The organism is Streptomyces sp. NPDC005438 (assembly GCF_040606315.1).
Classification (GTDB): domain Bacteria; phylum Actinomycetota; class Actinomycetes; order Streptomycetales; family Streptomycetaceae; genus Streptomyces.
Map to the genome: position 1 here is coordinate 165,077 of NZ_JBEXEP010000003.1, position 18,133 is coordinate 183,209.

Annotated in this window: 15 protein-coding genes and 1 riboswitch; of the genes, 11 read left to right on the forward strand and 4 right to left on the reverse strand. The window is 70.6% G+C overall.

The window, feature by feature from the left end; translation table 11 throughout:
• Positions 1–37: 37 nt before the first annotated feature.
• On the reverse strand, positions 38–1,441 hold the full coding sequence (locus ABZT14_RS08965) for an aminotransferase class V-fold PLP-dependent enzyme (RefSeq protein WP_356298833.1): 1,404 nt from the start codon (positions 1,439–1,441) through the stop codon (positions 38–40).
• A gap of 300 nt (positions 1,442–1,741) precedes the next feature.
• On the opposite strand from ABZT14_RS08965, the gene coxB reads away from it, so the two are divergent.
• From coxB to ABZT14_RS08985, 4 genes are all read left to right on the forward strand, one after another.
• Positions 1,742–2,740, forward strand: coding sequence for a cytochrome c oxidase subunit II (gene coxB, locus ABZT14_RS08970; RefSeq protein ID WP_356298835.1), 999 nt, complete (start codon positions 1,742–1,744; stop codon positions 2,738–2,740).
• Positions 2,737–4,470 (forward strand): cytochrome c oxidase subunit I, encoded by a 1,734-nt coding sequence (ctaD, locus tag ABZT14_RS08975; protein ID WP_356298837.1) that lies wholly within the window; start codon positions 2,737–2,739, stop codon positions 4,468–4,470. The genes coxB and ctaD overlap by 4 nt, the downstream gene beginning before the upstream one ends.
• Positions 4,467–4,865, forward strand: a complete 399-nt coding sequence (locus tag ABZT14_RS08980) for a cytochrome c oxidase subunit 4 (RefSeq protein WP_356298839.1) — start codon at positions 4,467–4,469, stop codon at positions 4,863–4,865. Before ctaD ends, ABZT14_RS08980 begins: the two co-directional genes overlap by 4 nt.
• 123 nt (positions 4,866–4,988) lie before the next feature.
• Positions 4,989–6,239 (forward strand): Ig-like domain-containing protein, encoded by a 1,251-nt coding sequence (locus tag ABZT14_RS08985; protein WP_356298841.1) that lies wholly within the window; start codon positions 4,989–4,991, stop codon positions 6,237–6,239.
• Positions 6,240–6,396: 157 nt separating this feature from the next.
• On the opposite strand, the gene ABZT14_RS08990 is transcribed toward ABZT14_RS08985, so the two are convergent.
• Positions 6,397–6,801, reverse strand: a complete 405-nt coding sequence (locus ABZT14_RS08990) for a hypothetical protein (RefSeq protein ID WP_356298843.1) — start codon at positions 6,799–6,801, stop codon at positions 6,397–6,399.
• A gap of 376 nt (positions 6,802–7,177) precedes the next feature.
• Here ABZT14_RS08990 and ABZT14_RS08995 point away from each other — a divergent pair, with 376 nt between their 5' ends.
• The 6 genes from ABZT14_RS08995 to ABZT14_RS09020 all read left to right on the forward strand — a co-directional run bounded on the left by ABZT14_RS08995 (position 7,178) and on the right by ABZT14_RS09020 (position 14,641).
• A complete protein-coding gene (locus ABZT14_RS08995; RefSeq protein ID WP_356298845.1) occupies positions 7,178–7,798 on the forward strand; it encodes a heme-copper oxidase subunit III in 621 nt (206 codons plus the stop codon).
• A 95-nt stretch (positions 7,799–7,893) separates the two neighbouring features.
• Positions 7,894–8,706 (forward strand): c-type cytochrome, encoded by an 813-nt coding sequence (locus tag ABZT14_RS09000; RefSeq protein ID WP_356298847.1) that lies wholly within the window; start codon positions 7,894–7,896, stop codon positions 8,704–8,706.
• On the forward strand, positions 8,703–9,770 hold the full coding sequence (locus ABZT14_RS09005) for a Rieske 2Fe-2S domain-containing protein (RefSeq protein ID WP_356298849.1): 1,068 nt from the start codon (positions 8,703–8,705) through the stop codon (positions 9,768–9,770). Before ABZT14_RS09000 ends, ABZT14_RS09005 begins: the two co-directional genes overlap by 4 nt.
• Complete coding sequence (locus ABZT14_RS09010) at positions 9,767–11,392, forward strand: cytochrome bc complex cytochrome b subunit (RefSeq protein ID WP_356298851.1); 1,626 nt, start codon at positions 9,767–9,769, stop codon at positions 11,390–11,392. Before ABZT14_RS09005 ends, ABZT14_RS09010 begins: the two co-directional genes overlap by 4 nt.
• A 208-nt stretch (positions 11,393–11,600) precedes the next feature.
• Complete coding sequence (gene trpD, locus ABZT14_RS09015) at positions 11,601–12,668, forward strand: anthranilate phosphoribosyltransferase (RefSeq protein WP_356298853.1); 1,068 nt, start codon at positions 11,601–11,603, stop codon at positions 12,666–12,668.
• A gap of 184 nt (positions 12,669–12,852) precedes the next feature.
• Positions 12,853–12,971, forward strand: a riboswitch (SAM riboswitch).
• 248 nt (positions 12,972–13,219) lie between these two features.
• Entirely contained in the window at positions 13,220–14,641 is a 1,422-nt protein-coding gene (locus ABZT14_RS09020) for an aminotransferase class V-fold PLP-dependent enzyme (RefSeq protein WP_356298855.1), read from the forward strand.
• A gap of 247 nt (positions 14,642–14,888) precedes the next feature.
• On the opposite strand, the gene ABZT14_RS09025 is transcribed toward ABZT14_RS09020, so the two are convergent.
• Both ABZT14_RS09025 and ABZT14_RS09030 read right to left on the reverse strand, forming a co-directional pair.
• On the reverse strand, positions 14,889–15,170 hold the full coding sequence (locus tag ABZT14_RS09025; RefSeq protein WP_356298857.1) for an Lrp/AsnC ligand binding domain-containing protein: 282 nt from the start codon (positions 15,168–15,170) through the stop codon (positions 14,889–14,891).
• 36 nt (positions 15,171–15,206) lie between these two features.
• Positions 15,207–15,977: a rhomboid family intramembrane serine protease gene (locus ABZT14_RS09030; RefSeq protein WP_356298859.1), complete on the reverse strand. Its 771-nt coding sequence runs from the start codon at positions 15,975–15,977 to the stop codon at positions 15,207–15,209.
• A 416-nt stretch (positions 15,978–16,393) separates the two neighbouring features.
• Between ABZT14_RS09030 and ABZT14_RS09035 the strand changes: the two genes are divergently transcribed.
• Complete coding sequence (locus tag ABZT14_RS09035) at positions 16,394–17,737, forward strand: NYN domain-containing protein (RefSeq protein WP_356298861.1); 1,344 nt, start codon at positions 16,394–16,396, stop codon at positions 17,735–17,737.
• Positions 17,738–18,133: the final 396 nt, after the last annotated feature.

Sequence of the window (18,133 nt, forward strand, 5' to 3'; positions counted from 1 at the left end):
GCTCCACCACCGGGTCGGCCGGTCCTGGGCTCTCGGCTCAGGACCGGCGGCGTACCCGGTACTCCGTACCGCTGACGCCCTCGAAGTGCTGCCCCCGCATCTCGCACCAGGCGGGGATGTCCAGCCGGGCCGCCTCGTCGTCGGCCAGCACCCGCACCAGTCCGCCCACCGGCACCCGGTCGATGACCCGGGCCAGCTCGATCACCGGGATCGGGCACCGGCGGCCCAGCGCGTCCACCGTCAACTCCCGCCGCTCCGCGTCCGGTTGCCCTTCCTCGGGCCCGACCCGCGCGCCCCGGTCCTCCTCCTGGCCCGGCCCGCCGAGGTGCTGGCGCACCGAGGCCACCGCCCCGGGCAGCACCGTCAGCAGCCGCTCCACCTCCTCGGTCGGCGTCCCCACCGGCAGCGACACCCGTACGTTGCCCTCGGACAGCACCCCCATCGCCTTCAGCACATGGCTGGGCGTGAGCGTGCTCGACGTGCACGAGGAGCCGGAGGACACCGAGAAACCCCGCTCGTTCAGGGCGTGCAGCAGGGCCTCCCCGTCGACATAGAGACAGGAGAAGGTCACCAGGTGCGGCAGCCGGCGTACCGGATCGCCGACCACCTCGGTGTCCGGCACCACCCGGGGTACCTCCTCCCGCAGCCGCTCCACCAGCGACCGCAGCCGCCCGGCCTCCGCGTCCGCCTCCTCCCGCACCGCCCGCAGGGAAGCCGCCGCCGCCACGATCGCCGGTACGTTCTCCACCCCCACCGCACGGCCCGACTCCCGCTCGTCACGGGGGCCCGGCACCGCGAAACGGGTGCCCTTGCGCACCACCAGCAGGCCCACCCCCGGCGGCCCGCCCCACTTGTGGGCGCTGCCGGTCAGCAGCGACCAGTCACCCTCCACCGGCCCCCAGGGCAGCGACTGCGCCGCGTCCACCAGCAACGGCACCCCCAACTCCCGGCACCGCCCGGCCACTTCGGCCACCGGCTGCACGGTGCCCACCTCGTGGTTGGCGGACTGGAGGCAGGCCAGGGCGGTGTCGGCGGCCAGCGAGGCCCCGTACACCTCCGGGTCCACCCGTCCGTTCCGGTCCACCGGCACCTCGGTCACCGTGCCCCCGCCCCGCTGGTGCGCCTCCCCGGCGTGCAGCACCGCCGAGTGCTCCACCGCCGAGTACGTCAGCCCCCGGCCCACCCGGGAGCGGCCGGCCAGGGCACCGGCCACCCCGGTGTGCAGCGCCTGGGTGCCGGAGGAGGTGAAGCTCAGCTCGTCCGGGCGGCACCCCACCGCCTCGGCGGCGGTCTCCCGGGCGGCGTCCAGCAGCATCCGGGCCCGGCGCCCCTCCCGGTGGAGCCGGGCGGGGTCGGCCCACCCCTCGTCCAGGGCGGCCGTCAGGGCCTGTCGGGCGACCGGGTGCAGGGGAGCGGCGGAGGCGGTGTCGAAGTAGGGCACGCCGCCACGCTAGCCCGCCGTCGTGGACCGGGCCACGGGCCTCGGCGGCCGGTTCCGCCAGGGTGCCGCCGAGGGCCGTATCACCGGGCTGACCACGGAGGTTGACGGTCACCGATCCGTCGGCGCCACCCCATCGGAGGGGGTCGCGGCGCGTTGGGCACCCTCCCCGCGCGACGCCAAATAGCGTCCAGTAGGGTTTGGTCCGCATAAACATCAAACCCTGCCCGTGCCAGGGCCGGCGCCCGACCACCACCAAGGCCGAGCCCGGCTGAGCGGGCGAGACCCTCGGGAAGGCGCTACGTGAGTCCCAACGGCTCCGACCTCCCCCACCGCCTGTCGGGCGTGGGCGGTACCCCCATGTCACGGCGCCCCTTGCAGCGGAAGCTGCTGCAGGCGCTGACTGTGGGCCTGGTCCTTGTGACCGCTACCGGGTGCACCTCCAAGGACTTTCCTCGGCTCGGTATGCCGACGCCCGTCACGGACGAGGCACCGCGGATTCTCCACCTGTGGCAGGGCTCGTGGGCGGCGGCGCTCGCCACCGGCGTGCTCGTGTGGGGCCTGATCCTGTGGAGCGTGATCTTCCACCGGCGTTCGCGCACCAAGGTCGAGGTCCCGGCACAGACCCGGTACAACATGCCCATCGAGGCGCTCTACACCGCGGTCCCGCTGGTGATCGTCTCGGTGTTCTTCTACTTCACCGCCCGGGACGAGGCCAAGCTGCTGGAGACCTCCGCGAAGCCCACCCACGTGGTGAACGTGGTCGGTTTCCAGTGGAGTTGGGCCTTCAACTACATGGAGGACGTGGACGGCGACCCGTCCACCTCCCAGGCCCAGTCCAAGAAGGAACTGTCGGCCATCCCCGACCGGATGATGAAGAACGTCCCCAAGGGTGCCGAGGGCGTCTACGACGAGGGCGTGCCGGGTACCCGCAACCCCCAGAACGGCAACCCGGGTCCCACCCTGTGGCTGCCCAAGGGGGAGAAGGTGAAGTTCATCCTGACCTCCAGGGACGTCATCCACTCCTTCTGGGTGCTGCCGTTCCTGATGAAGCAGGACACCATCCCCGGGCACACCAACACCTTCGAGGTGACTCCCAACAAGGAGGGCACCTTCCGGGGCAAGTGCGCCGAACTCTGCGGCGTCGACCACTCCCGGATGCTGTTCAACGTCAAGGTCGTCTCGCCGGAGCGCTACCAGCAGCACCTGAAGGACCTGGCCAAGAAGGGCAAGACCGGCTACCTCCCGGCGGGCATCGCCCAGTCGAACGCCGCCAAGAACGCGGAGACGAATAACCCGTGAGCATCCTCAACGAATCCCAGGGTGCCGCAGCGGCCGAGGGCTCCTCAGCCCAGCCGCCGGTGCGCCGCAAAGAGCCGGGCAACGTCGTCGTCAAGTGGCTGACCACCACCGACCACAAGACCATCGGCAGCCTGTACCTCATCACCTCCTTCGCCTTCTTCGTGGTCGGCGGTGTGATGGCGCTGCTGATGCGCGCCGAACTGGCCCGCCCCGGCACCCAGTTGATGTCGAACGAGCAGTTCAACCAGGCGTTCACCATGCATGGCACGGTCATGCTGCTGATGTTCGCCACCCCGCTGTTCGCCGGCTTCGCCAACTGGATCATGCCGTTGCAGATCGGCGCGCCCGACGTGGCGTTCCCCCGGCTGAACATGTTCGCTTACTGGCTCTACCTGTTCGGCTCGCTGATCGCGGTGGGTGGCTTCCTCACCCCGCAGGGCGCCGCCGACTTCGGCTGGTTCGCCTACTCCCCGCTGTCGGACGCGATCCGCTCCCCGGGAGTGGGCGCCGACATGTGGATCATGGGCCTGGCGCTCTCCGGCTTCGGCACCATCCTCGGCTCGGTCAACTTCATCACCACCATCATCTGTATGCGGGCGCCGGGCCTGACCATGTTCCGTATGCCGATCTTCACCTGGAACGTGCTGCTCACCGGTGTGCTGGTGCTGCTGGCCTTCCCGGTGCTGGCCGCCGCGCTGTTCGCCCTGGAGGCGGACCGTAAGTTCGGGGCACACGTCTTCGACGCCGCCAACGGCGGCGCGTTGCTGTGGCAACACCTGTTCTGGTTCTTCGGCCATCCCGAGGTGTACATCATCGCGTTGCCGTTCTTCGGCATCGTCTCCGAGGTCATCCCGGTCTTCAGCCGCAAGCCGATGTTCGGCTACATCGGTCTGGTGGCCGCCACCATCGGTATCGCCGGTCTGTCGGTGACCGTGTGGGCGCACCACATGTACGTCACCGGAGGGGTGTTGCTGCCCTTCTTCTCGTTCATGACCTTCCTGATCGCGGTGCCCACAGGGGTGAAGTTCTTCAACTGGATCGGCACCATGTGGAAGGGGTCACTCAGTTTCGAGACACCGATGCTGTGGACCGTGGGCTTCCTGATCACCTTCCTGTTCGGTGGTCTGACCGGCGTCATCCTGGCCTCGCCGCCGCTGGACTTCCACGTGTCGGACACCTACTTCGTGGTGGCCCACTTCCACTACGTGGTCTTCGGCACCGTGGTGTTCGCGATGTTCGCCGGGTTCCACTTCTGGTGGCCCAAGTTCACCGGCAAGATGCTGGACGAGCGGCTGGGCAAGATCACCTTCTGGACCCTGTTCATCGGCTTCCACGGCACCTTCCTGGTGCAGCACTGGCTGGGCACCGAGGGTATGGTCCGTCGGTACGCCGACTACCTCGCGGCGGACAACCTGACCGCGCTGAACACGGTCTCCACCATCAGCTCGTTCCTGCTGGGCCTGTCGATCCTGCCGTTCTTCTACAACATCTGGAAGACCGCCAAGTACGGCAAGCCGGTGGAGGTCGACGACCCCTGGGGCTACGGCCGTTCGCTGGAGTGGGCGACCTCCTGCCCGCCCCCGAGGCACAACTTCCTCACCCTGCCCCGTATCCGCTCCGAATCCCCCGCCTTCGACCTCCACCACCCGGAGATCGCCGAGCAGGACCAACTGGAGAACACCCACGCGGGCGAGAAGGCGCTGGCCGGCGGCAAGGAGGGCGACAAGTGAAGTTCCAGGGCAAGCTGTTCGTCGGGCTGGCCGTCTTCGTCCTCGCGGTCGCCATCGTCTACGGGCTGTGGTCCAAGGAGCCGGTGGGCACCACCGCGCTGTTCCTGGCCTTCGGGCTGACCCTCATGATCGGCTACTACCTCTGGTTCACCGCGCGTCGGGTCGACGTCGGGGCGCAGGACAACGAGGACGCCGACGTGGCGGACGACGCCGGCGAGTTGGGGTTCTTCAGCCCCCACAGCTGGCAGCCCCTGGTGCTGGGCCTCGGCGGGGCCTTCGCCTTCCTGGGCGTGGTCTTCGACTGGTGGCTGCTGTACTTCTCCCTGCCGCTGCTGCTGATCGGCGTCTTCGGCTGGGTCTTCGAGTACTACCACGGTGAGAACCAGAACCAGTGACAGCACGGGTCCCGCGCCCCCACGGGCGGGACCGGCACGGTAGGGCCCCGGAGTGATCCGGGGCCCTACCCGTTTGTACGCGCTTGCCGGGCCGTGGGCCGGAGTTCTTCCTAACGTGGCCGCATGAGCCACAGAGCACATCGCCGGAAGGCCATAGCCAGCGCCCTGATACTGGCGCCCCTGGCGGCGGGGCTGACCTCGTGCGGCGACTCCTCCCACCCGCAGTCCGCCGAACCGTACGACGCGGTCGACCAGGTCGACATGAGCGCCCCCGACAACAGTCGGACCGTGGACTCCAGCAAGCCGCTGGTGGTGACCGCGAAGGGCGAGGACCGAATATCCGACGTGGTGGCTCAGGACGCCTCCGGGCGTCATCTGGCGGGCCGCCTCAACCGGGACGGGACCCGTTGGCACAGCACCGGACCGCTGGCCGCCGGGGTGAGCTACACGGTCCGGGTCAGCACCGAGACCGACGGTGGAGCCCCCGGCCAGCGCGTACTGCGCTTCCGCACCAAGCCGGCCACGGAGGACCGCCTCAAGGTGTCCTTCGGACCCAAGTCGGGGGAGTACGGGGTCGCTCAGCCCCTCACCGCCAAGCTGAGCCAGCCGGTGCGCAACCGTCAGGAGCGCCGCACGGTCGAGCAGGCCCTCAAGGTCGAGTCCACCCCCGCCGTCCAGGGCGGCTGGCACTGGGTCGACGGCAAGGAGGTCCGCTTCCGGCCCCGCGAGTACTGGCCGGCCCACACCAAGGTGACCGTACGGTCCACCCTGGACGGGGTACGCGTCCGTCACGGACTGCGTGGCGGGGAGAGCAAGCCGCTGTCCCTGACCATCGGGGAACGGGTCGAGGCGACAGCCGACGCCGGCAGCCACCAGATGCTGTTCAAGAAGAACGGCAAGGTCATCAGGAAGATACCGATCACCACCGGCAAGGCCGGCTTCCGTACCCGTACCGGCACCAAGGTCGTCCTGGAGAAGCAGGCGTTCGTACGGATGCGCGGCACCAGCGTGGGCATCGCCGAGGGCAGCGCCGACTCCTACGACCTGCCGGTGCACTGGGCCACCCGGCTCACCTGGAGCGGGGAGTACGTCCACGCCGCCCCCTGGTCCGTGGGTTCCCAGGGCGCGGACAACGTCAGCCACGGATGCACCGGGATGAGTACCGAGAACGCCAAGTGGTTCTTCGACCACGTCCGACCCGGCGATCCGATCACCCACCGCAACACCGAGGGCGAGCCGATGACCGGGTTCGACAACGGCTTCGGCGACTGGAACGTCAGCTGGGAGAAGTGGAAGGAGGGCAGCGCCCTCGGGGACCACGGAAAGTCACACCGGGCACCCGGGGCATCCGCCAGGCTCCAACCCGAGCTGTGACCGGCGGGGCCGCGCGCGGTTCCCGCGCTCCCGCCCCAGACGGGTCGCCCCGCCCGAGCGGCGGGGCGGCCGGGACGGTGACCGTCCACCCTCCTCCGGGCGGTCACCGTCCACCTCTGCGCGGGCCCTCTCTGCGGGCGTCACCGCCCGGAGGGGGTCAGGCCTCGGCCAACTCGCGGCTGCCGCGCAGCAGCTGGGCCAGGCCGTCGGCCAGGGCCACCGGGTCGATGGGGTGCGAGACCGCCGCCTCGGCCCGGCTCCAGGTCGCCAGCCAGGCGTCCTGGGGGCGTCCGATCAGCAGCATCACCGGCGGGCAGTTGAAGATCTCGTCCTTGATCTGACGGCACACCCCCATGCCGCCGGCCGGCACCGCCTCGCCGTCCAGCACACAGACGTCCACCTTCAGCTCCTCCAGGGTGCTCAGCACCGCGGGCATGGTGGCGCACTCCACGTACTCGACCTCGGGCACGTCCCCGGCGGGCCGCCGCCCGACCGCCAGCCGCACCTGCTCGCGGGTGTTGGCGTCGTCGCTGTAGACCAGCACCGTGGCGGTCCGCTGCATTGGTTCCTCCTGGAGTTGGGCCCTACAGACACGGCATCGGGTCAGGGAGCCGATGCCTCGGATGCTACTTGGTCACCCCCGGGGCCGACAGCGCCGCCCCACCCCCGGTGGGCGGGCGCGGGGGCGCCGTCGGGGAGGGTGTGCCGGTCACCCCGACGGCGACCGCGAGCGGGGCGCGCGAGGCCCCGACGCGCCCCGACGCGCCTCCCGCGAGGGTGGCCGACGCCGGTGCCCGACGCGGGCGTGGAGGGGGACCGCCACCGGGGTCGCCGGCAAGTCGAATGACCTTGCCGGGCGGGGTGTTTGAGCTGACCAGAGGGCATGGACACACCGAAGAGCACCCCCCGGAGTGAGGGCGGGATAAGGGACCGACATAATGTCGGTCGTGGCGACAGCAACAGCAGTAGACACCGGGCACGCGCACCCCTCGGTCAACCGACCGAACCTCACCAGCGTCGGAACCATCATCTGGTTGAGTTCCGAGCTGATGTTCTTCGCGGCCCTCTTCGCGATGTACTTCACCCTGCGGTCGGTGACGGGTTCCGAGTACTGGAAGGAGCAGGCCGATCTGCTCAACCTTCCGTTCTCGCTGACCAACACCACGATCCTGGTCCTCTCCTCGCTCACCTGCCAGCTCGGCGTGTTCGCCGCCGAGCGCGGTGACGTGAAGAAGCTGCGGATGTGGTTCATCGTCACCTTCGTCATGGGGTCCGTCTTCATCGGAGGTCAGGTCTTCGAGTACACGGAGCTGGTCGAGCACGAGGGCCTGTCCCTCTCCTCGGACCCGTACGGCTCGGTGTTCTACCTGACCACCGGCTTCCACGGGCTCCATGTGACGGGAGGGTTGATCGCGTTCCTGTTCGTCCTCGGTCGGACGTACATGGCGCGGCGCTTCACCCATCACCAGGCCACCGCGGCCATCGTCGTGTCCTACTACTGGCACTTCGTCGATGTCGTGTGGATCGGCCTGTTCGCCACCATCTACCTGATCAAGTAGTGGCTCGGGCCCGACCTGACGGGCTTGACGGCCAAGCAGCAGTCAAGAAGCAGCCAGAAGCATCGACGCAGAAGATCCTGACACCGGGGTAATCCGTGAAAAAGCTCTCCGCACGACGGCGCCATCCGCTGGCGGCGCTCGTCGTCCTACTCTTCGCGCTGGCGGTCACCGGGGGGCTGTACGCCGCTTTCTCCCCCGCCGGTGAGGCGAAGGCCGAGAACACCTCGGCACAGTCCACCGCCATCGAGGAGGGCAAGAAGCTCTACGCCGTCGGCTGCGCCAGCTGCCACGGGACCGGCGGACAGGGCACCACCGACGGCCCCAGCCTGGTCGGCGTCGGTGCCGCGGCGGTGGACTTCCAGGTCTCCACCGGCCGGATGCCCGCCCAGCAGCAGGGCCCCCAGGCGCCGAAGAAGAAGAAGGCGTACGACCAGGCCGAGACCGACCAGCTCGCCGCCTACATCGCCTCCCTCGGCAGTGGACCCGCGGTGCCCGAGAAGGGCCAGTACAACCCGGAGGGCGCGGACATCGCCCGGGGTGGCGAGCTGTTCCGCAACAACTGCGCGCAGTGCCACAACTTCACCGGTGAGGGCGGCGCCCTCACCCACGGCAAGTCCGCTCCCGACCTCGGCGACGTGGACGCCAAGCACGTGTACGAGGCCATGTTGACCGGCCCCCAGAACATGCCGTCCTTCCCCGACACGGTGCTCAAGCCGAAGGACAAGAAGGACGTCATCGCCTACCTGAAGAAGGTCAACAGCAAGGAGTCCGAGACCCCCGGTGGCTTCAACCTGGGCGGCTTCGGTCCGGTCAGCGAGGGTCTGTTCGGCTGGGTCTTCGGACTGGGCGCCCTCGTCGCCGTCGCGGTCTGGGTCGCGGCGCGGACCGCAAAGGCGAAGAAGTCATGAGTAGCGAGACTGGATCCCACAACGTGTCTGACGACAACCTGCCCGAGGCGCAGGACCAGGCCCCGGGCACGGTGGCGACCAAGGACGGCGACCCCTTCGCCGATCCGGGTCTGCCTCCGCACGAGCACCGCGTCCAGGACATCGACGAGCAGGCCGCCAAGCGCTCCGAGCGCACCGTGGCCCTGCTGTTCCTGATCTCGATGGTGGCCACCGTCGGGTTCATCGCCTCGTTCGTGGCCTTCCCGATCGACAAGATCATCCACGTCTGGCCGTTGGGCAACATCAGCGCGCTGAACTTCTCGCTGGGACTGTGCCTCGGGGTGGCCCTGCTGGGCATCGGCGGCGGCGCCGTGCACTGGGCGCGCACCCTGATGTCGGACCACGAGATGGTCGACGAGCGGCACCCGATCTCGGCCGAGCCCGAGGTGCGGAGCAAGGTCTTCGAGGACTTCAGGGAAGGTGCCCAGGAGTCGGCGCTCGGTCGCCGCAAGCTGATCCGCACCACGATGTTCGGCGCCCTGGCGCTGCTGCCGCTGTCCGGCCTGGTGCTGCTGCGTGACCTGGGCCCGCTGCCCAAGAACAAGCTCCGGCACACCATGTGGGAGAAGGGCAAGCTGCTCGTCAACGAGAACACCAACGAGCCGCTGCGTCCCGAGGACATCTCCGTGGGCTCCCTGACGTTCGCCCGGCCCGAGGGGCTGGAGCACGACGACGAGGACTTCAACAAGGAGATCGCCAAGGCGGCCCTGATGCTCGTACGGTTGGAGCCGAAGGACATCAAGGACAAGCGGGAGCTGGACTGGTCCCACGAGGGCATCGTGGCCTACTCCAAGATCTGCACCCACGTGGGGTGTCCGGTCAGCCTCTACGAGCAGCAGACGCACCACGTGCTGTGCCCCTGCCACCAGTCGACCTTCGACCTCTCCGACGGGGCCAAGGTCATCTTCGGCCCGGCCGGGCACGCGCTGCCGCAGCTGCGGATCAGCGTCAACAAGGACGGCTATCTCGAAGCGCAGGACGACTTCGCGGAGCCGGTTGGCCCGAGCTTCTGGGAGCGCGGATGAGTAACGCAACCGACAACAGGCAGAAGCCCGCGGCCGGCGAACGGGTGGCCGACTGGGCCGACGGCCGGCTGGGCATCTACACCCTGGCCCGCACGCAGATGCGGAAGATCTTCCCGGACCACTGGTCCTTCATGTTGGGCGAGATCTGCCTCTATAGCTTCATCATCATCATCCTCACCGGCGTCTACCTCACCCTGTTCTTCAACCCGAGCATGGGCGAGATCGAGTACCACGGCGCCTACGTCCCGATGCAGGGCGTGCGGATGTCGGAGGCGTACGCCTCCACCCTGGACATCAACTTCGAGGTCCGTGGCGGTCTGCTGATCCGGCAGATCCACCACTGGGCGGCGCTGGTGTTCCTCGCCGGCATGTTCGTCCACATGATGCGGGTGTTCTTCACCGGCGCGTTCCGCAAGCCGCGTGAGCTGAACTGGCTGTTCGGCTTCCTGCTGTTCGTGCTGGGCATGTTCACCGGGTTCACCGGCTACTCGCTGCCGGACGACCTGCTGTCCGGTACCGGTGTCCGGTTCATGGAGGGCGCGATCCTCTCCATGCCGGTGGTCGGCACCTACGTGGCGATGTTCCTGTTCGGCGGGGAGTTCCCCGGACACGACGTGATCCCACGGTTCTTCGCCGCGCACGTGCTGCTGTTGCCGGGCATCATGCTGGGCCTGTTGGTGGCCCACCTGATCCTGGTCTTCTACCACAAGCACACCCAGTTCGCCGGGCCCGGCCGCACCAACAAGAACGTGGTCGGAATGCCGTTGCTGCCGGTGTACATGGCCAAGGCCGGCGGCTTCTTCTTCCTGGTCTTCGGGGTGATCGCGGTGATCGCCGCGACCTTCACCATCAACCCGATCTGGGTGCTGGGGCCGTACCGACCGGACCACGTGTCCACCAACGCCCAACCCGACTGGTACATGGGCTTCTCCGAGGGACTGATCCGGTCCATGCCGGGCTGGGAGGTCAACCTCTGGGGCCACACCCTGATCCTCGGGGTGTTCATCCCGCTGATGATCTTCCCCCTGGTGCTCGCCACCATCGCGGTGTACCCGTTCATCGAGTCCTGGGTCACCGGCGACAAGCGGGAGCACCACCTGCTGGACCGGCCCCGGAACGCCCCGACCCGTACCGCCTTCGGCGCCGCGTGGATCAGCTGGTACTTCGTGATGCTGGTCGGTGGCGGCAACGACCTGTGGGCCACCCACTTCCACCTGTCGATCAACGCGATCACCTGGTTCGTACGGATCGGCTTCTTCGTGGTGCCGGTCGTGGTGTTCGTCATCACCCGGCGGATCTGTCTGGGCCTCCAGCGCCGGGACAAGGAGAAGGTCCTGCACGGGAGGGAGTCCGGCATCATCAAGCGGCTCCCGCACGGCGAGTTCATCGAGGTGCACGAGCCCCTGTCGCAGGAGCAGCGCCACACCCTCACCGCCCACCAGCAGTACCAGCCGCTGGAGGTCGGCGAGGAGGCCGACGAGAACGGGGTGCGCCGCAAGGTCGGCCCGGCCACCAGGCTCCGCGCCCGGCTGTCCCGGGGCTACTACGGCGACCACGCCCAGGTCTCCAAGCCCACCGTGGAGGAGTACGAGGAGATCACCAGCGGCCACGGCCACCACTGATCCCCCGACCCACTCGACCCGGGCCCGGTCACCCCTCCTCGCGAGGGGCGGCCGGGCCCCGTCGTGTGCCCGGACTCCCCGGGGCACGACGGGGAGCCCCCCGCTGCGGACCGGGTGCCCGACGGGTGCCGCCGTGCCGGGTGCCGGTGGATAGTCTTGCGCCCACGGGTGTGTGTCCCGTGTCTTCCACCGACCCCAGGAGTACCCCATGAGCAGCTTGGTGCCCCCCGCAGGAGGCGACACCACGGCGGCCCGGTCCTGGCCCGACCTGCTGGGCGCGCTGCTGGCCGGTAGGGACCTCAGCGCGGAGGACACCGCCTGGGCCATGGACCGGGTGATGAGCGGTGAGGCCACCGGCGCCCAGATCGCCGGCTTCGCGGTGGCCCTGCGGGCCAAGGGTGAGACGGTGGAGGAGATCACCGGCCTGGTGCGCACCATGTACGAGCACGCCTCCACCATCGAGGTGCCGGGCCCCGCCGTGGACATCGTGGGTACCGGGGGAGACCGGGCCCGTACCGTCAACATCTCCACCATGTCCGCGATCGTGGTCGCCGGCACCGGGGCCACCGTGGTCAAGCACGGCAACCGCGCCGCCTCCTCGGCCAGCGGCGCCTCGGACGTGCTGGAGAAGCTGGGCGTCAACCTGGAACTGCCGGTGGACCGGGTCGCCCCGGTGGCCGCCGAAGCCGGGATCACCTTCTGCTTCGCGGTCCGCTTCCATCCCGCGCTGCGCCATGTGGCCGCCGCGCGGCGGGAGTTGGGGGTACCGACCTTCTTCAACTTCCTGGGACCGCTCACCAACCCCGCCCGGGTGCGGGCCCAGGCCACCGGGGTCGCGGACGCCCGGATGGCCCCGATCCTGGCCGGGGTACTGGCGGCCCGGGGTTCCTCCGCCCTGGTCTTCCGGGGCGACGACGGGCTGGACGAACTGACCACCACCGCGACCTCCACGGTGTGGGAGGTGCGGGAGGGGCAGGTGCGCCAGCAGAGCTTCGACCCCCGCGACGTGGGTCTGGAACTGGTGCCGGTGGAGGCCCTGCGGGGCGCGGACGCCGCGTACAACGCCGACGTCGCCCGCAGGTTGCTGGACGGGGAGCGCGGCCCGGTGCGGGACGCGGTGCTGCTGAACTCCGCCGCCGCGCTCACCTCCCTGGAACCGGCCGACGGGCCGCTGGAGGAGCGCCTCGCCTCGGGGATGGCGAAGGCCGCCGACTCCCTGGACTCGGGGGCGGCGAAGGCCGCCCTGGAGCGCTGGGTGAGGGCCAGTCACCACTGACGCGGAGCGCCGGCCCGGGGGAGTGCTTCCCCGGGCCGTTCCCGTCCCGGCCCGCCCCCACCGCCGTACGCCGTGGGGGCGGGCCGTGCCGCGTCCGGGCTCGTCCCGGGTGTGACCAAGCCCTCGCCGTCCGGGGGAAGGACGCCGGTTTCCGGCATACCGCCGCTGTGGCATACTCGCGGCAGGTCACGAGCGACAGCGATCAAGGCCCCGGCCCGCTGTCCGGCAACCCTCCGTCCGTGGCGGGGTGCCCCGGGTGATGACCGGGCCGTACGACAGCAGGGTCTACGGCAAGCGCGGACCCCTCGCACACTCCAGGGGTCCTGGTGACGAGGGAGATTCCCGTGAGCAAGCGAATGTCCTAGGCCTGACGCGCCCCCGCTCGGTTTCCGGCGACCGTACGCCGAAGGTGCCGAGCCACTGGTTCGCCTCAGGCCCGTTCACCCGGCCCGCCCCTCGTGGTCGCGGCCGTCTCCCTCCTCGTACGCCCGCCTCGTGGGCCGCCTCCGCCCTCGCGTGGACGCCGCCCGCCGCTCCACAGGAGTTATGTCATGCCTTTTGTTGATTCCTCCGCCGTGCTCTCCGCCTCCGCCCCGTCCACCGTGGAGTGTGACAACGAGGCCCAACCGGCCGTACTGGGCCGGGGGGTGAGGGTGCCGCTGGTGACCGGTGGCGAGGTGGAGTACGCCGCCCTGGACTACGCGGCCAGCGCCCCCGCCCTCCGGCGGGTGTGGGACGAGGTCGCCGCGTACGCCCCGTACTACGCCAGCGTCCACCGGGGTGCCGGCTACCTCTCCCAGCTGTCCACCGACCTGTACGAGCGCAGCCGCCGGACCGTGCGGGACTTCCTGCGCTGCCGCGACGAGGACCAGTTGGTGTTCACCCGCTCCACCACCGACTCCCTCAACCTGCTGGCCTCCGCCCTGCCGGCCGACACCCGGGTGTGGGTGTTCGAGACCGAGCACCACGCCTCGCTGCTGCCCTGGAGCGCCCACCCCACCACCGTGCTGGCGGTACCCCGCTCCGCCCGGCAGGCCGTCGAACAGCTCCGGGAGGCGCTCGCCGAGGCCCCCGAGGGACCCAAGCTGCTGTGCGTCACCGGGGCGTCCAACGTCACCGGAGAGGTCTGGCCGGTACGGGAGCTGACCGAGGTGGCGCACCGCCACGGGGCCCGAGTGGTCCTGGACGCCGCCCAGTTGGTGCCGCACCACCCGGTGGACGTCCGCGCCTGGGACGTGGACTGGATCGCCTTCTCCGGCCACAAGCTGTACGCCCCCTTCGGCGCCGGGGTGCTCGCCGGCCGCGCCGACTGGCTGGCCGAGGCCGAGCCCTACCTGGCCGGGGGAGGGGCCAGCGCCCAGGTGGCCAGGGGCGAGGACGGAACCCTGGAGGTCACCTGGCGGGAGGGGGAGGCCCGCCACGAGGCCGGTTCCCCCAACGTCATCGGCGCCTACTCCATCGCCGCCGCCTGCCGGGCCCTGGAGGACATCGGCTTCCCCGCCCTGGTCACCCGGGAGCGGGAGTTGCTGGAGCGGCTGCGTTCCGGTCTGGCGCGGGTGCCCGGGGTGCGGCAACTGTCGCTGTTCGGCGAGGAGTCGGACACCGGGCGGGTGGGGGTGCTGTCCTTCGTGGTGGACGGCTGGAACAGCTCCCACCTGGCCGCCGCCCTGTCCGCCGAGTACGGCATCGGGGTCCGGGACGGGCTGTTCTGCGCCCACCCCCTGCTGCGGCACCTGCTGGGCGCGGACCAGGGCGTCTCCGCCGAGTGCGGTGCCCCCGAGGGAGGGGCCGACGCCACCTCGCTGAACGCCGTGCGGGTCAGCTTCGGCGTCGGCACCCCCGACGAGCACGTGGACCGACTGGTGGCCGCCGTGGACGAGTTGGTGCGGCGGGGCGCCCGGTGGAGCTACCACACCGAGAACGGCCGCTGCGTCCCGGACAGTGACGCCGGGGCCCGTGGCGCGGAGCGCTGAGCGGCTGGGCGTTGGGGGGGCGTACCGGGGCGGCGCGTCTCGCGGCGGGGGTTACGGGGCGTGGTGGCCCTCGCGGTCAGCGACGTACCGGGGCTGCTTCCCGGTTTCCCCGGGCGCCGTCCACGGGCCCACGGCCCGGTACGGAGCCGCCCGGGGTGACGGCACCGGAACGCGGTCGCCGACCCCTCGGGAGCCGAACGGCGCCCCGGTCACCGCTGAGGGCGGGTGCCGGCCCGAGGGACCCGGGTCAGGCGTCCAGCCCGATGGCGAACGCCGCCTCCAGGTCGTGCTGGGAGTAGGTGCGGAAGGCGATGTGGGTCTCGGTGGACTGCACCCCGGGCACCTTGCTGATCCGTCCGGGGATCACGTCGGCCAGGTCGTCGTGGCGGGCCACCCGTACCAGCGCGATCAGATCGTGGGCTCCGGTCACCGAGTACACCTCGCTGACCCCCTCCAGCGCGGCGATCTGCTCGGCGATCTCCGGGATGCGGTCGGTGCTGGTCCTGATGAGCACGATCGAAGTGATCACGGGGTCTCCTCCCAAGGCGGTCCGCTCACTCTAGACTCACCGCCCACCCGGCCCGGGCTCAGGCGGCGCCTCGGGGTGACGCCGGCGGAACACCACCGCGTAGGCCAGTCCGAGGGCGAAGCCGATCACATGGGTGAGGTAGGCGACCCCGGGGGCCTGGCTGTCCGCGCGTACGGCCAGCGACTGGAGCACCACCCAGAACACCAGCACCATCCAGGCCGGGAACCGCAGCGGCAGGAACAGCAGGAACGGGAACACACTGGTGACCCGGTGCCGGGGGAACAGCCAGAGGAAGACGCCCAGCACCCCGGAGATGGAGCCGGAGGCGCCCACCAGGGTCTGGGTGGAGTCGGGGTACACGGCCGCGTAGCTCAGCATGGTGCAGCAGCCCACGGTCAGGTAGCAGGCGAGAAACCGCCAGCGGCCCAGCCGCTGTTCCACCAGCCCGCCGAACACCGACAGGAACAGCAGGTTGCCCAGCAGGTGGATCCAGTTGCCGTGCAGGAACAGCGCCGACAGGGGGGTCAGCAGGGTCTCGGGCTGGTGACCGTTCCACAGTTCGTGGGGCACCAGCCCCCAGCGGTGGAAGTACGCCGACTGGGTCTCCCACAGGTCCCGCCCGGTGCCGTACGCCGGGAAGAAGCCGGACGCCGGGCCGAGCAGGAAGCTCAGCCCGCAGACGGCCATCAGCCCCCGGGTGATCAGGGGGCGGGCCCGTGTCGGCCGGCCGCCCCGGGGGGAGTGGAGGGTGTCCGGCTGAGGTGTGGACCGGGCGGGGTCGTGGCGTGTGGGGGGCGTGGTGGACATGGGCGGATCATGACGGTCGCGACGCGGAGGAGCCCGCTCGACACACGCCGACCGCCGCAGGTCGTAAGGTGACCCCCAACGCCGCGCGTACCGTCACCACCGGTTCACCGGCCACACCAATGGGGAGTGACGGCCCGCCCCCGGGGTGCACCCCCACCCCCACGGCAGGCCCACGGGGAGACTCCGCGTCGAAGAGGCAGAAGGACGACAGCATGACGATCCCCCGCTCCGTACGAGCCCCTCGTCCCGGCCGTCCGTCGGGTCTCCGACCCGCCCGTGGTGACGCGCCCCGGACCGGCGGGGACGCGGTGCGTGCCTCGGCGGAGGGGACCGACGCGCTCGGTGTGGCGGGACATCCGGCGCGCCCCGGCTCGTGGGTGTAGTCGGTCAGGTCGATCAGGCGGGAGTGCGCGGTCATGGATGAGTCGGGCGGCGAGGCGGAGACCTCACGGGAGGAGCTGGGCCGTCCGTTGCCGGAGAAGGTCCGCCGCAAGGTGGTGGCCCTGGCCGGGGACGCCCTGGGCGACCTCACGCTGACCGAACTCCCGGCCCCCCTGCGGCAGTACGCCCGGTTCACCCCGCAGCGCCGCATCAAGTTCGGCGCCCACGCCATCGCGACCGCCCTGGAACAGGAACCGGTCTTCCGCCAGCGGATCGCCAGCCGGCTCAGGGAGCAGCTGCCGGAACTCACCCAGGCCCTGGAGTCCGGCCCGGCACCGGCCGCCGCCGACCCGGTGGACGTGGCGGCGGTCGCCTACGTGCTGCGCCCCGGGGACTGGGTGAAGCTGGTGAGCGCCGCCGGCGAGGAGGCCCAGCGCGCCCAGGCGGAGCGGGCCGGCGAGGCGGCCGAACGGGAACTGGCGCGGCTGCGCGAGGAGCTGACCGAGGCCCGGGGCGCGGCGCGCCAGGAGCAGGAGAGGCACCGCCGGGAACTGGAGACGCTGCGCAAGGAACTGGAGGCCACCCAGCGGAAGTTGCGCAGCGCCCAGAGCGACGTGCGCCGGGGCGAGGCGGCACTGCGCAAGGCGCGGGCCGAGGTGGACTCGGTGCGGTCCCAGGGGCAGACGGCCACGGCGGCGGCCGAGGGGGAGGCCCGGCGGCTACGGGCCCGACTGGCCGAGGCCGAGTCGACTCTGGAGGCCTCCCGGCGTGCGGCCCGGGAGGGGCGCAGCGTGGCGGACATGCGGCTGCGGCTGCTGTTGGACACCGTGTTGGAGGCCGCGACCGGACTGCGTCGGGAGTTGGCGCTGCCCCCGGTGGAGAGCCGGCCGGCGGAGACGGTGGACGCGGTGGCCCCGGAGCGGATGACGCCGAAGGACGTGGCTGCCCGGGCGCTGTCGGAGGACGACCCGGAGCTGTTGGACCAGTTGCTGGCCCTGCCGCAGTCCCATCTGGTGGTGGACGGCTACAACGTCACCAAGACCGGCTACCCCCAACTCCCCCTGGAGAAGCAGCGGTTGCGGCTGTTGGGCGGACTGTCGGCGCTGGCCGCCCAGTCCGGCGCGGAGGTCACCTGTGTCTTCGACGGCGCGGAGCTGGCCGCCCCGGTGCTGTTGGCCCCGCCCCGGGGAGTGCGGGTGCTGTTCTCCCAGCCGGGGCAGACGGCCGACGAGTTGATCCGGCGGCTGGTGCGGGCCGAACCTCCCGGCCGTCCGGTGGTGGTGGCCTCCACCGACCGCGAGGTGGCGGACGGGGTCGCGGCGGCGGGGGCCCGCCCGGTGGCGTCGGCGCTGTTGTTGCGGAGGCTGGGTCGTACCTGACGGGCGCTGTCCGGCGGGGTGTTCGACCCGTTTCGTCCCGGCCGGTGGGTGCCGTTCCCCCGGTTCCGTGGAGTCGTCCGGGGTCTCCCGCGTGGGGTGCTGGAGCGGCTTGCCCGGATGGGCGGACGGCCAAACTTCGGCGGCTGACGGCCCGTTGGGGCCGGTGTGGCCACGGCCCGGGTTGTCCGTTTCGTTCCCACGGAACGTCAACTGGCCGTCGCACACCGTGTGATGTTGGCAAAGAATGCTCGCGGCGCCCCAGTTTTTCCCTCGAAAGATTTGATCCGATCTACGAGCCGTGGCTAGTGTCTGGCCCGAAACCTTCGCGCGGTTGATCATCCAACGGGGATGACAGCGAAGGCCCGCCGAATCCACGGACCTTGACGGTCCTGGAGC